Source organism: Atlantibacter sp. RC6 (genome assembly GCF_014193285.1).
In the GTDB taxonomy this organism is placed as follows: Bacteria; Pseudomonadota; Gammaproteobacteria; order Enterobacterales; family Enterobacteriaceae; genus Atlantibacter.
This window is the reverse complement of record NZ_JACHZE010000005.1, coordinates 1-13198: the sequence shown is the minus strand read 5'-3', so window position 1 is coordinate 13198 and position 13198 is coordinate 1. Positions and strand designations below refer to the sequence as shown.

The 13198-nt window shown below is 38.9% G+C and carries 15 protein-coding genes; 7 read left to right on the top strand and 8 right to left on the bottom strand.

Annotated elements, in window-relative coordinates; genetic code table 11:
* Window positions 1–66 precede the first annotated feature (66 nt).
* A complete protein-coding gene (locus FHW74_RS12615; RefSeq protein ID WP_370528024.1) occupies window positions 67–789 on the bottom strand; it encodes a C40 family peptidase in 723 nt (240 codons plus the stop codon).
* A gap of 367 nt (window positions 790–1156) precedes the next feature.
* Between FHW74_RS12615 and FHW74_RS12610 the strand changes: the two genes are divergently transcribed.
* The 7 genes from FHW74_RS12610 (at window position 1157) to FHW74_RS12580 (ending at window position 6258) form a co-directional block, all read left to right on the top strand.
* Complete coding sequence (locus FHW74_RS12610; RefSeq protein WP_183170759.1) at window positions 1157–1510, top strand: type II toxin-antitoxin system RelE/ParE family toxin; 354 nt, start codon at window positions 1157–1159, stop codon at window positions 1508–1510.
* A gap of 4 nt (window positions 1511–1514) precedes the next feature.
* Entirely contained in the window at window positions 1515–1817 is a 303-nt protein-coding gene (locus FHW74_RS12605) for a helix-turn-helix domain-containing protein (protein ID WP_183170758.1), read from the top strand.
* Between the two features lie 537 nt (window positions 1818–2354).
* A complete protein-coding gene (locus FHW74_RS12600) occupies window positions 2355–3083 on the top strand; it encodes a hypothetical protein (protein WP_048284209.1) in 729 nt (242 codons plus the stop codon).
* Window positions 3083–3694, top strand: coding sequence for a TIR domain-containing protein (locus FHW74_RS12595; RefSeq protein ID WP_183170756.1), 612 nt, complete (start codon window positions 3083–3085; stop codon window positions 3692–3694). The genes FHW74_RS12600 and FHW74_RS12595 overlap by 1 nt, the downstream gene beginning before the upstream one ends.
* A 41-nt stretch (window positions 3695–3735) precedes the next feature.
* Entirely contained in the window at window positions 3736–4248 is a 513-nt protein-coding gene (locus FHW74_RS12590; protein ID WP_074182786.1) for a TIR domain-containing protein, read from the top strand.
* Window position 4249: 1 nt separating this feature from the next.
* Complete coding sequence (locus FHW74_RS12585; protein WP_088402940.1) at window positions 4250–5443, top strand: toll/interleukin-1 receptor domain-containing protein; 1194 nt, start codon at window positions 4250–4252, stop codon at window positions 5441–5443.
* Window positions 5440–6258 carry a hypothetical protein gene (locus FHW74_RS12580; protein WP_023143487.1) on the top strand — a complete coding sequence of 273 codons (819 nt, stop codon included), beginning with the start codon at window positions 5440–5442 and terminating at the stop codon, window positions 6256–6258. The genes FHW74_RS12585 and FHW74_RS12580 overlap by 4 nt, the downstream gene beginning before the upstream one ends.
* 244 nt (window positions 6259–6502) lie before the next feature.
* Here FHW74_RS12580 and FHW74_RS12575 read toward each other — a convergent pair whose 3' ends face one another.
* The 7 genes from FHW74_RS12575 to FHW74_RS12545 all read right to left on the bottom strand — a co-directional run bounded on the left by FHW74_RS12575 (window position 6503) and on the right by FHW74_RS12545 (window position 12394).
* Window positions 6503–8170, bottom strand: a complete 1668-nt coding sequence (locus FHW74_RS12575; protein WP_370528022.1) for an ATP-dependent endonuclease — start codon at window positions 8168–8170, stop codon at window positions 6503–6505.
* The gene (locus tag FHW74_RS12570) at window positions 8148–8267 is read right to left on the bottom strand and encodes an AAA family ATPase (protein ID WP_183170754.1); all 120 of its coding nucleotides are present in this window, start codon (window positions 8265–8267) and stop codon (window positions 8148–8150) included. Before FHW74_RS12570 ends, FHW74_RS12575 begins: the two co-directional genes overlap by 23 nt.
* 336 nt (window positions 8268–8603) lie before the next feature.
* Entirely contained in the window at window positions 8604–9266 is a 663-nt protein-coding gene (locus FHW74_RS12565; protein WP_183170753.1) for a hypothetical protein, read from the bottom strand.
* Window positions 9260–9751: a TIR domain-containing protein gene (locus tag FHW74_RS12560; RefSeq protein ID WP_002911710.1), complete on the bottom strand. Its 492-nt coding sequence runs from the start codon at window positions 9749–9751 to the stop codon at window positions 9260–9262. The genes FHW74_RS12565 and FHW74_RS12560 overlap by 7 nt, the downstream gene beginning before the upstream one ends.
* A gap of 21 nt (window positions 9752–9772) precedes the next feature.
* Window positions 9773–10762, bottom strand: coding sequence for a nucleotide kinase domain-containing protein (locus tag FHW74_RS12555; protein WP_201745881.1), 990 nt, complete (start codon window positions 10760–10762; stop codon window positions 9773–9775).
* Window positions 10763–10793: 31 nt separating this feature from the next.
* A complete protein-coding gene (locus FHW74_RS12550; RefSeq protein ID WP_183170752.1) occupies window positions 10794–11351 on the bottom strand; it encodes an adenylate kinase in 558 nt (185 codons plus the stop codon).
* A complete protein-coding gene (locus FHW74_RS12545) occupies window positions 11348–12394 on the bottom strand; it encodes a thymidylate synthase (protein ID WP_196522960.1) in 1047 nt (348 codons plus the stop codon). Before FHW74_RS12545 ends, FHW74_RS12550 begins: the two co-directional genes overlap by 4 nt.
* Window positions 12395–13198 lie beyond the last annotated feature (804 nt).

The window sequence follows — 13198 nt, the reverse complement described above, 5'->3', positions numbered from 1 at the left end:
TCGCTATTGATGGCCTTTTTTGTTGTGCGGAATAAAAAACGCTGGCTTCATCGGCCAGCGTCAGTATCAAAGAATATTATCGGCGGTAAGGATGCGCCGGGCACCCAGGTAGTGATCCTGCCAGAAATCCCCGTCGAAATGGCTGATACGGATATTCAGCCCGGTACGTGGCGCTTCAATGAAATCGCCGTCTCCCAGGTAAACACCCACATGGTCGGCATGATCGCCCTCGGAATGAATACCAAAGAAAATTAAATCGCCGCGCTTCAGGTCGCGTTTCGCCACCGGGCGGGCGCGCTTATCATGGTACATTTCGTTGGCGGTGCGCGGCAGTTTTGTCGCGAGCAGTTTGTTATAGGCGTAAAACACCAGCCCGCTACAGTCGAAACCGTTAGTTGGCGATGTTCCGCCCCAGACATACGGCTTGCCGAGCTGGTCCTCAAGTCGGTCAACAATCCGGTCGGTGGTGTCGCGCAGCCGGTCGCTATAGAACGATCCATCGCTATCACGCAGATGATCCCAATGGGCGTCAACCGTCCGGTAGGGGCCGGGGAACCATTCGGGATGCGCGCGCATCAGTACACGATTTTTGGTACGCAGCGCCGCTTTTGACGATTTATTGCCGTAAACCACATTCCTGTCCGTTTTCTCCTTTTTCTCTTTCCACAGTTTGAACAGTTTTGCGCGGTTATACATGCGCTGACGTGCCGCGTAACTCAGTTCGCTATGGGGTTTTGGACTATGTGGTGATTTATGAACAGCGCAGGCTTGCTGGCAGGTAAAAGTCATGCCAATCAGCAGAGCCAGAGAGAGTTTATTGCGCAGCATAGATAACCATAAACAGGATGATAACCAGAGGGGGTAACTACAGATGAAAATGGTATCACGCCGTTAAGCCGCGAATTTTTAAATGTTCTTTATTAAAAGATTAATTTCAGTGAATCCGCAGGCGGGGATGTTTCTGCCCGAGCGGAAGGGAGAAGTATGCGCGATATCGTCCACGTGTCGGGTAACGGTTGCAACTGCCTGACGAAGCTCTGGAACCTCTCGCGCACTGTCTAAAAATAGTCAGTGATTTTTCTCTTTGCGCCCTTCAATATCCACATTATCGCTTTACACCTATATAGTCTTGAATCTATATTGATAAGGAGGTCATATGTGGCCGATTGCAACAACGGACTGGTTTGATAACTGGCTAAGCGCGCAGAATGATACTGACCGAGCCTGCATTCTTGCAGCGATAATGGTGCTGGAAGAGAAGGGGCCTGGGTTAGCGCGGCCCTATGCCGATACGGTCCACGGCTCGCGTTTCAGCAATATGAAAGAGCTGCGTGTGCAAAGCCGGGGCGATCCTGTACGCGTGTTTTTTGCCTTCGATCCGTCCCGTACCGGCGTTCTGCTGTGTGCGGGGAATAAGGTCGGCAATGAAAAGCGCTTTTATGATGAGATGATCCCCATTGCTGACCAGGAATTTACCGAGTATTTGAACCAATTCTATGATGAGGAGTAACGCCATGGGCAGAACGCTGGAACAGTTGCTTGCGGACGAAAAACCCGAAGTCGTCGCCGAGGCGCGAGCGATGGCGACGGAAATCCTGCTGAATATCCACCTGGCAGAATTGCGCGAGAAAGTAAAAAAAACGCAGGTGGAAATGGCGCAGGCGCTGGGCATTAAACAGCCGACCGTCGCAGGCATGGAAAAGCCGGGGCGCGATTTAAAACTCTCTTCGCTGAAGCGCTATGTGGAAGCGGCGGGCGGGAAACTGCGGCTGGATGTGGAGTTGCCGGACGGCTCGCACTACGGGTTTGTGCTTTAAGCGCGTCGGCTTTAGAAAGCAAAAAAGCAGATGCCTTGCGACATCTGCTTTTTTAAATTTGGCTCCTCTGACTGGGATCGCCTTTGCCAGTAACTGGCTAATAAATAAGCTAAACCTGAATACTCTTTCTGTCAAGACCACCATTATGACCCCCTCTAAGAAATGTATGCGCTTGTAAGAAGAAGCAATGCCCATTGGGGTGGATGAAGATACAATCGGTACTCTGCCTGAGCATTATGTTTTAGTGATCTGCTACGATCGCAACAGACAGCTGGTTGATGAAGATATCCACTGCTTTGTCTAGAGAAAACCCCAATGCAGTTCACCAGATATATCTAAATTTTTAGTCTGGCTGAGAGAAGTGAAACTAGTATCCTTAAGGATTTCGGAGAAATCCGAATCAGGGTATAGTGGTCACTGAGCATAAACAAATAGTTGCGTTATTGGGTTATAATTCATTGATAATTATGAATAAAACTTTCAATGTCTGTTGATAAAAATGCAACTTGATTGAAATTGTTTCATAAGGATTCGCTTATGGTTAGGGGATTGTTACTATTCGGAATTATTTTGATGGTAATTATTTTGATGGGGTACTTCTCTTTTTTACCGGCCTCACAATGGTGGTTTATCAAAAATATCATATCAAATTTTGATTTTGTAAAAGCGCTCCTTTCAATTCTAATATTATCATTGATTACTATATTTTTGTTTTTCGGTATTTTAGAGAAAAAATACTCATTAAAGTTAGAAAAATTAACTTTCGGTGGGTTAAATGTTTTATTTGATAGTTCTGACTTGCTATATAAAAGATCTGTTCGCAATTTCCTTGATACTAAAAGAAGTGTGTTCAAAATTGATCCACATTTTGATTCATTTGAAGAGGTTTTTAACTCTTTATATGATATCTATAATTTTATTCGTGTTGAAATAAGAGTGCTGGATGTTAAGCGGAAAAGAGATATGGAGTTGTATGGTATATCTAATAAAATGCTAAAAAAACTGAATCAACTGCTTACCAAACATCAGAATAATTACAGGCGTTGGCATAAGTACATCTCAACAAACGATATTGTATTGACGAGGGATAAAGATTCTAACGGTGAAAATGTTTCTTTGATTTATCATTTAACACCGATTGGAGTAATCCAGACTCATTATTATCATTTCAGCCAGTTGATGGCTGATTTTGAATGCATTAATAAATTCTTCTGTGAGGAAGTTAGTGTTGTATTTAACATCGATATTGCTAAGTGGGATGAGTAATGCATAAAACTTTTCTGAGTTATCATCATGCAAACGAACAGGATTTGAAGAACGGAATCATTGAAGCATTTGCTGGTGCGTCATTTATTGACAAGTCCGTCAGTGACGGGGATATCAGCACTAATGTCAGTGAAGATTACATTATGCGGAAAATTCGGGAGGACTATCTTGGTGACTCTACCGTAACAGTAGTACTCATAGGTACAGAAACTGCCAGCAGACCTTTTGTTAACTCAGAAATTCAAGCATCTTTATGGGGGGAGAATCCTGCTGGATTAATCGGGGTAATTCGAGATGAAATATATTCGAGCGTGTTTAGCTCGGGTGTGTGTAGTGATACCTCTTGCAATTGCGGGATTGGAATTAGAACCATTGATTGGGGTTATGAACATTATCTCCCTTGGTTAATTAAAAAAAATCATAGTTTTTCAAAACTCGTCCCCCACTATGATGATATGGATGTTTATTGCTCCCTGGTTAAGTATTCAGATTTTATAGGGAATAGTGAATTTTATATTAACCAGGCATTTGATAAAAGAAATATTATGGAACCTGCAGCAAAGAAAAATCCCGCTGATGTTCCTGCTATAACAACTAATTTACTATGGTGATGAGATGATTTTTACGCCAAGATAAAATTAAGGTAACAGATATGTATAATACCAAAATAATTAAAAGAAAAGTGTTTTTAAGCTACCACCATGATGGTGACCAATATTACTATGATGAATTCTCAAGAAAATTTCATGATGAATATGAGGCTGTAACGGATAATTCTCTTGATCGTCGAGTTGACAGTGACGATATTGACTATGTTATGCGACGTATTCGTGAGTATTATATCGCAGGGACTTCATGTTCCATTGTCTTGGTCGGTAATGAATCATGGGGAAGAAAATATATTGACTGGGAAATTAAATCGACGCTTGATAAACAACATGGACTTATTGGTGTCCAGTTGCCAACATTGTTATCAAATTCTTATGGACAAGTGACTGTGCCCGCTCGACTCAGTGATAATATTGATTCTGGATATGCGCTGTGGGTAAGTTGGGCTGATTTTACAGCTAGCATTTCATCGTGTAGGGAATATATCGAACAAGCCAATTGTCGTAGTAATACTCTGATAAGAAACACTCGTGAACGCCGCTTAAGGAATGCATAATATGCTTGAGACGAATTTGGCAAAACCATTTCTGGTTGTTTATATCATTTGGCACCCGGATTTCGCCGGTGGTGCTGGACTGGCCGAAATATTGCGTGGACACTTTCGTCGGGAACTCTATCAGAATGTTGCTGGAGGAACCGGTTTAAGTGTTATTTTTCGTTCTGAGCCTCTACCTAAAACGGGGAAGCCGCTGCCGATCAATTTTTCAGAATCAGAGACCACCGCAGTCCTCATACTTGCAGAATCATGTATGGCAAATGATCCTGAATGGGGGACTTATCTTCGGGAGCTATCCACGCAGTCGGAAATAGCTGGACTAGGTACACATCTTTTCCCCATTGCTATTGATGGAGAAGGATTAAATCTGGGACTGGAAGAGCAGGCATTACGCTGGGACCAATGGATACAGGATGGGAGCAACGATACTGCAAACCTTCATATACGATTGATTAGTGAGCTTACATACGAATTTTGCAGGATGCTGCGCCATTACCTGGAACATCTGAAACAACCAGAAAAAGATGAAGATGAGTTGCTTAATTATCTCAAGAAAGTTCAGATATTCCTTAGCCATTCTAAACATGATAAAGATGGAGAGCGGATTGCTCATTTGATACGTGAGCAATTACATAGTGGACATGGGTTAAGTTCATTCTTTGATGTCCATGATATCCCTGCCGGGCTTCGGTTTCATCAGGTGCTATTGAAACAGCTGGCGCAAAGCGCAGTTGTTGCTATACATACCGACTCTTATTCTTCGCGTGAATGGTGTCGCCGAGAGATTATAGAAGCTAAACGTAATAGTGTACCTTTAGTTGTTGCCAACTGTATTAGTGAATTGGATGAAAGGGGATTTCCTTATATGGGAAATGTCCCCATAGTGAGAATGGATCCACAGCAGGCTGAACGAATTAATATCATTATTGCACGACTGCTTGATGAGGTTCTGAAAGATTTTCTGTGGCGCTGTCGTATACAATTGGTTAATACCGAACAAAGTGCAGTGCAGTTTGTTCCGCGTGCGCCGGAGTTAATCTCACTTGCTGGCTTAAAGTTCCACGGTATCGGGCAGCCTACAATTGTATATCCCGACCCACCCTTAAGTTCGGAAGAGGAGCGCTTATTTGAAGAAGTTAAACCCGGTATCAGGCTTAGAAGTTTTACCGAATGGCTGGCAGAGGGAACATCATGACTTATCGTGAAATGCTTAGTCAGCATGTTATTGCAATATCTACATCAGATAGCCCAGATATGCCTGTATTGGGGTTAAGTCAACAGCATTTATATGACGCGATGACAGAAATTGCGCGTCATTTATTAGCCTTGGGAGCCCGGATTGTTTATGGAGGAGATTTACGTGCTAACGGTTTTACTGAACTGTTATTTGAGTTAGTAGCACGCCATAGAAGAGATGCGGATGAGGGGGATGAACGTTCCAGTATATTGAACTATCTGGCATGGCCGGTGCATATGCAAAAAGATTCCAGTGACTTGGAAAGGCTCAGTGCGGACCTGAAAGGAATGGCAAGGCTTGTTTTATTCAATCGGGATGGCGAGTCGTTGCCAATGGCAGAACGAGCCCATTACATAGCAACTATTCCTTCTGATGAAGATTGGGAAAAAGGTTTGACAGCAATGCGACATGCTATGTTACAAGACACACATGCCCGTATTATTCTTGGCGGGCAGGTAGATAAGTATAAGGGGGCAATGCCTGGTATAGCAGAAGAGGCTATATTATCACTTCGCGCTAAACAACCCCTTTTCATTATGGGGGGCTTTGGTGGATGTGCAAAAGATATCACCGAGTCTCTAAATATTGTGGCATCTGACGGAATGCAGAAACGCAACTGGAGAGGTCGGGAAGAATTTTCTGGTTTCTCTTTCCAGGATCTTAATAACGGACTCACTGAGGAAGAAAATACTGTGCTAGCACAGACTCCGCATGTGGACCAAGCTATCGCCATGATTTTGAGAGGACTTTTCCGATTAGTAAAACGTTGCTGAAAAAATACTTAAATTCCATTACCATTATATGTATTAGCTTAGACTTGCTTTGGCACTCTTGCGGTACTGAGCTAAACCTAATCTGATATGTCGGTCTGTGCAAAAGCCCGTACACATAGTAGCCTTTTAATTTGTATAAGTAGCAGCAGAGCCGAAGTGCAAGGAAAACGTTGTGAGACGATGACGATATACAGAGCAATCATATATAATATGAAGAAAGAGCCGTGCTTGCGGCTCCAAAATGTTATAATTTCGCATATATAGCATTAAACCAAGTTAATGTCTCGCCTTTTGCATCACTTGCAGTGAGCATTTGATAACTCATTTTTGCTGTAGCAAATTTATTTATCTTCTTCTTCGCTTTACTTTCATTATAACGTGTTAAAGCAGATACCTCTGTTGATACATCTGTCGTATCATCCATGGTTATTTTTACACCAAACACCGCCTGAATAGCATCAGGATGTAAGTAATTTTCCATTTCCCTTTTTTCAGTCATGAATGCTATGGAACCATCATTTCTAGCATTTACTGACTTACATTCTTTTTCATACTGAGGAGGGATGGCAACATCTCTATCATAGATGTGAATCTCAGGTTTATTTAGAATTTTTAAGTAATTATTATTAACCCAATCTTTAAGAGTATGTCCCCCCATTGGAATGAAAACTATACGCGGATCATTTATCATATCAGGAACATTTGGAACACCGTGGTCGAGATAAATTTGACCGATATTCTTTAAAAAGTTTATATCATTAGGGCCTTCAACGCATACAAGAACAGATGCCCTACTATCAGGATATACGCCAAGATCATTCGCTATGTTCTTTAGCACATCATCATTACCATTTTTAACCTCTAAACCATCATCGAGTGTTCGGGTTATATGGCGTAGAGATTCTGTAGGTATCTTTTCCACAAGTGCAGGGACGTGGGTGGTAATCAATACTTGGCATTTATCAGCATTTGCTAATTCTTGAAATGCATCAATAAGAAGTCTTTGATTAGATGGGTGTTGAGATGTTTCAGGTTCTTCAATTGCATAAATAACTCCTTTATCTGGGAATCCTTTTTGCAATCTTTCTGCTTCCGCTTTAAAAAAACTAATCAGGACTAAACGTCTAACACCACTACCACGTTTATTGATAGCTATTCCTCTATCATCTTCCAATGTTAGCTTGAAAATATTTTCCCACTTAGGTTCCACTTTAAACTTTGGGATTAACCCGGCAGCAAGATTAGGAGATATATCATGTAAATGTTTAATTGTGTTTTCAGCCACTTCAACTGCATGTTCTTTTACGCTTTCTTTAATGGATTCAAGTTGAATGTCAATCTTCTGCAATGCTGTTTGAACCGCTGACTTCATAGGATCCTGTACTTCTGATTCTTCATCGGTACTCGGCCTGTCTGCGCGGAATAATGCAAAGTGAGGGAGTTTGTCATATATATTTTCACAAATAACCTTGCCCTCCTCAGCATTTAATTTAACGAAGATTTCTTTAAGCTTTAAATCTCCAATTTTCCTGTAAATTTCTTGTCTTAAACTAACATTGGACCTTTTATCAGCTCCATCAACACCAATAGATTCGGCAATTACTTTAAGTTCATCATTTTTTTTAGCAAGTAAAGATTTCGCGCCTTTTGCTGAGGGAGCCATACATTTAGCTTGAACGCTGCCGGATCCCTTACCTTTTGCAAATACTCTATATATTTCTAGCTTTCCATTACTATTTAATAAATATTCTTCTTTAAGGTTAGTTATAGATGTGGCATCCAAAACTATAGGTATATCAGCTCCTGAAAAGATACATCCAATTGACACGTCTTCATTTTCCACGCTATCGACACATTTATCGGTAGCATCATATTTACATAGTTTATGTTCAAAGAAGACACCAACCAACATCATTACGACCAACTAATGCAGTTAGTGAGTTAATGTCAATGCTATGTTCTCCATGATAGCCACGAAAGTTCTTTAAGATTAGTTTTTCAAGTTTCATAAAAATCTCCATTTTTAAAAATTAAAATTTTTTTTAAAACTTACGCATTCGAAAAAACATTTGCTTTTGTTGTATTCTAAGTAACAAGAACAATTTATAAAATTAGTTCAATCGAAGTCTTGGGTAAGACGCTTTTTCTCTTTAACAAAACGGATAACTACGCATTGGACAATAGATACTTTAGGAAACACGCGGTAAATTGTAACGTTTTGCCCATTCTAGACCTGATATTCCTTCAAATTAGCAAGTTCGAGAGATAAGGGAAAATTACGACAGTCTACCAGAATCATTTCACACCTGCTCTAAACAATATGCAGAAAATAATATATGTATTTATTAGTAAAGTTCTCCAGTTCCCTGATCTACACGTTTATAGAAATCAGAAAAATTACATGGGTCAGATATAACTGAGTTTTTATCACTACGAAAATCAAATTCTATTTTTTTTATAAGATCAATGGCTGGTATAGTCGAATTTAAAGGGATTTTTTTATAGTTTCTAATTCTGTGATATTCAATTGAGTCTAAGTCTACTTCAATCGCTTTATTACCGAAATAATAAAAATGATCTGAAATCAACACGTTATTGGAGCTAGTATCTCGTTCAAGATTTGTCATGTTAAATGTACCATCAGCATTGCTATGATGAGAATCTTCTTGTACCCATTCATTGTTTTCATTTTGATGGTAGATATTATCGCCCAGAATTTGTACATGACTACCATTTCTAGCAGGCTTTTTGAGAGAGAACCTGGTATCCTCCCAATAACCATTGAAACTAATTTTTTCTGAAACTTTCATTAATAGGATACATTTTTTTTTAGCTGATTTTAAATTGGCTCCACCAACTCCGAGTATCCAATCACCCACTTTAGCCGACTTTCTAATTCCAGGTTTGCATGTTGCCAAGGTACAACTTCCATGAAATGGATTAGGTGCAAAACCAAAGTCTCTCGTTATTGCATAAACATAAAGGTGTGAGTTGGGATCAATTAGCATACGACATTTCCACCTTGAACTTTATCACGATCCGTACCATCAGGTTTTTCAAAGGAAGTTTTACCTTCTAGTGCGTTGATAATGGCATCACTTCTCCAGGCCACTATAGAGGTTGCATACTTTTCGAGATTCTCTGGTAGTTTTACATCGCCTTTTAACCCATTTTCATATACACCTATGATTGGTTTTCCAAGTTGATGAGCTACTTGAATTTCCCAGTTTACCCAAGGTCTAGTATGTGTCTCTTTCCCGATAACAACTATAACTTGACTAGCCCACCTCATTTTCATTCTAAGTAAACGTGCAATCGTTCGGTCACTAAGTTTTTTTTCCTCAACTCGTCGCTGGTTTTCAGGTTTCATTCTAATAGAACTATTGCGTAAATGATAACCTTTTGCTGCAGCTAAACGAGAAACTCCATCAACACTCGCGTCGTCTTTATGATGATGGCTAACAAAAACATTTTTCTTAATTTCTTTAACCATTTTTAAATCCTTTGTAATTTGCTAATTATAAAATAATTCTATATTATTGCTTTGATAATGATATTTTTGTTTAGGCCTTTTATTGTTAAATTTAGTTCGGCATCTTTTATCTATCTCGCATGCACCACTATTTTCCATGTCCATTAAAGTGTAAACTCTTTCTTCTTTAGGCAGGAAATGGAATATTTCATCCATGTTCCAATTTTCACTATACTTTTCAGCGATGTTATTTTGGTTTATAGTGAACCAGAATAAACACTCTTCGCTATTCATTCCATCTCTATTAGAAAAAATCCAATTAATTCCTCTTTCACAACCAGGACCTGAAATAACAAAGTTCAATTCTGTAAACGGAAAGTTGGGTATGTATGTCAGATCTATGAAAATTTGATATGCTAGAAAATCCCCAATCCCTGAGAATGATTTTAAATGTTCAAAAACTTCGAACTGATTTCCTGATGATTTTACACCATTAACGATTTTATCTTGGTTATAATAAACAAATTTTATCATTCTAATTACCATATCATTTTCCGGTATTCCTTCTATATTTTTTAAGTATTTTCCGAAGTTAAACTTCGGACCTCCTAAAATATAGGCTGCACTAAAAAATACGTAGCCTGGTTTTTTTAATGATATATTTATTGTCTTTTCTCTGATCTTTTCATTGATGTCGCGAATAGTCATTTTTGTGAAATCAAAGGGCGCATCAAGTTCATTTAATGTATCGCTTTTATTTATTACTCTAAACAAAAATGAATTAAGTATTTTATTTTCATAAGTTAATTTATTGTTGTTTGTTATATTTTTCAATAACCATTTGGTTTCTTTGTCCCATGTTCTTTTAGTATTTACAAATTTATAGTTTCTCAATATTTTGTCGTCTGTCCAATATGGCGGAAGGTTAAGTATCTCTTTCTTGTAATATATGGATGTCCTCTCTCGTTGATGATAAAACCATTCCCTAATAACAGCTTCATTCAAGATAGGTTTAGCGGTTTTAATTTTCATTTCTCTGACATTACAAAAAAGTTGATCGTTTTTACTGTTCACTTAATAATACCTTTTCGAAGAAATGTTTAAAACTATCAATTCCGTTCACATTGTTGTCAAAATGATATTCTGATTTTGTTTTATTCTCAGTGACATACTTGTCGATTTCGTATTTTTTATAATTGTTATTTTCCCGTTCTATATGTACTATAGTGAACTGATTGTTCTTACACCATGCGAATTCTTCATTTGATCTTATGTCAGTAATTATTATATTTTTATTCATCCCTCCATTTTTTTCTAAAATTTTCAACTCTTCTGATAGCATTCTGATAAATATTTTTTCTTCAATTTCCCTTAGGCTGTCTAAGCTCAGCCATATATCTCTTGGTGAATGGCTGATAAAGTCGCCGGTAGGTAAGGTTATATTGAATGGTAACATTTTATTTTCAGGGGGGTAATCCTTTTCCATCCAAGGATAAATATAATTGGCCAATTTTTTGAGTTGATCGCTAAATGATAATCTAATAAATCCATAGTTGGATACCAGATAATTGGCAAGAAAGTCTTTTCCACTACCCGATATGCCCATGAATGCAATTTTCATAGACGGTCCTTATTAGAATTATTAAAATAATTAGAAGTTACGCTTAGATTGAAATCATTGCTTAACTTAGTTTTTAACACTATTGGTTGGTTGAATCTTTCCTGGAAAATATATGATAGAGCTGCTTCTGCATATCCCCAAAGTAAATTCCTTTCAGTTTCTACAAAGTGTTTAATAAATATTTTTTTTAGATTTTCGGTTTCCATATCTATTGTGTCTATTTTATGTTCATTTTCTGTTATTATTCTTTCAAGGAATGAAACTATATCACAGAATAATGATTTTATATTTTGTAACGATGGAGGGAATGATATTTCATCATCGTTTATCAAATCTGTCATTTGTTCTTCTTTTCTTTCGTATATTTCATTGGCTTGTCCTACTCTATCATCATATATATGAAGATTTGTTACTGACTGATGTAAGTATCCCAGTTTAATCTCGCTATCAACTTCCCTCTGTAATATTGAAAGTACTATCTCTTGAAGTAAACTAAACTCGAAAAGATTTATATTGCTCACTCCAAATATTAGATCGCCGCTTCTTTGAACTATTTTAATGTTTAAATTTTTGTCAGGAGTGATAAAGAAATGAATTAAGTTATTACAAGGAATATCGACACTATGTTCTATGTTGTATACTTTTATGAGGCTTTCATTCGTATCTCTGTCAGGCATGTATAAGCTAATGACTGCTCTTCTTGTAAATATTCCTTCTTTTTTGAATTGTTGCACGACATTTTCAAGTTGCCCGTGAGCGTATAGTCTTTCCCCATAAGCTGCTCGCCAAATGACACCATCATCTGAGTATTTAGGCGCTCTTGGTAAAAAAAAATTTAGATATGGTTTAATTCTGTTGTCGCCAGCAAAAACCCATATAGCTTCAGCAAATGTGGAAAATATATTATTTTTTCGACCCGCTAAACTTAAATGCCTTGATCTAGGGTTTCGTAAGATCATACTAACATCATAAATAGTTATAGCATCCCCATTCCTTGTCGAAATACGAACTCCTTCATTAAGCACTTTTTCTAGGAGTTTCATTATTACATCGTTAATAGTTTCTCCGTAAATGACGTGCATAAACAAAACCTCATGCTATAAAAAACATCTTTTTAGTTGATATAGTTTATTGGGCCTAATCCAGAATTTGGTTCAGCTATGATCTGGACTAACCGGATAGCACGTTTCAATCTCTTGCCTCTAAGAACAGGCTCGAACGTGATAGCCAATTGGCTTCCCACTTAGCAAGTGAGACCTCGACCCACGCTACCGCCCTCAGTTGCATAGGCACTGCGTTTGTATGAACATTTACAAATGTTACTCATGTTATGGATTTGGTCAATCTGGCAATAAGATAATTACGAAACTTTAGACTTATTACTTAAGTGGAGGTGGCGCGAGTCGCTAGCGAGTAAGACTGTCTCTTATATGTACCAGAAGCACAACTGACGATGCTCCAAAACCATAGTCACCGCTGCGTAGCAAGCTGTGGCCTCTCGCTACTCCCGGGTGCCCCAGTTACAACGTTGTGGGTTGCTTAAGAAATCTGTCCCGCCGGATTAGAGTGGTGGTGGATTACTGACTGTACTCTGCGTTCAATACAGAGACAGCCCGGAACAGGCAGTAACTGATGCCGGAACGAGACTATTCAAGAACAAACCGCCCCCGGTTAGCAGGATCGTCTCGGCCGGCAGGAAAGCATGCTAACACCTACATGAAGTCCCTGTCAGTGCAGGCCCCAGACTCAACACTGACCTGCTCCCCGTTGATTAACACACCGCGATGCTAGTAATGTCTTCATAAGCCACATGAGGACATCCCCATGAAGAAGCGTTTTTCCGACGA

Bases quoted from the DNA above. Each gene is read 5' to 3' on its own strand.
- FHW74_RS12615 (WP_370528024.1), bottom strand. From the start codon at position 789: ATGACTTTTACCTGCCAGCAAGCCTGCGCTGTTCATAAATCACCACAT.
- FHW74_RS12580 (WP_023143487.1), top strand. From the start codon at position 5,440: ATGACTTATCGTGAAATGCTTAGTCAGCATGTTATTGCAATATCTACA.
- FHW74_RS12560 (WP_002911710.1), bottom strand. From the start codon at position 9,751: ATGGTTAAAGAAATTAAGAAAAATGTTTTTGTTAGCCATCATCATAAA.
- FHW74_RS12595 (WP_183170756.1), top strand. From the start codon at position 3,083: ATGCATAAAACTTTTCTGAGTTATCATCATGCAAACGAACAGGATTTG.
- FHW74_RS12605 (WP_183170758.1), top strand. From the start codon at position 1,515: ATGGGCAGAACGCTGGAACAGTTGCTTGCGGACGAAAAACCCGAAGTC.
- FHW74_RS12555 (WP_201745881.1), bottom strand. From the start codon at position 10,762: ATGAAAATTAAAACCGCTAAACCTATCTTGAATGAAGCTGTTATTAGG.
- FHW74_RS12565 (WP_183170753.1), bottom strand. From the start codon at position 9,266: ATGCTAATTGATCCCAACTCACACCTTTATGTTTATGCAATAACGAGA.
- FHW74_RS12575 (WP_370528022.1), bottom strand. From the start codon at position 8,170: ATGTTGGTTGGTGTCTTCTTTGAACATAAACTATGTAAATATGATGCT.
- FHW74_RS12610 (WP_183170759.1), top strand. From the start codon at position 1,157: ATGTGGCCGATTGCAACAACGGACTGGTTTGATAACTGGCTAAGCGCG.
- FHW74_RS12590 (WP_074182786.1), top strand. From the start codon at position 3,736: ATGTATAATACCAAAATAATTAAAAGAAAAGTGTTTTTAAGCTACCAC.
- FHW74_RS12545 (WP_196522960.1), bottom strand. From the start codon at position 12,394: ATGAAACTCCTAGAAAAAGTGCTTAATGAAGGAGTTCGTATTTCGACA.
- FHW74_RS12550 (WP_183170752.1), bottom strand. From the start codon at position 11,351: ATGAAAATTGCATTCATGGGCATATCGGGTAGTGGAAAAGACTTTCTT.
- FHW74_RS12570 (WP_183170754.1), bottom strand. From the start codon at position 8,267: ATGAAACTTGAAAAACTAATCTTAAAGAACTTTCGTGGCTATCATGGA.
- FHW74_RS12585 (WP_088402940.1), top strand. From the start codon at position 4,250: ATGCTTGAGACGAATTTGGCAAAACCATTTCTGGTTGTTTATATCATT.
- FHW74_RS12600 (WP_048284209.1), top strand. From the start codon at position 2,355: ATGGTTAGGGGATTGTTACTATTCGGAATTATTTTGATGGTAATTATT.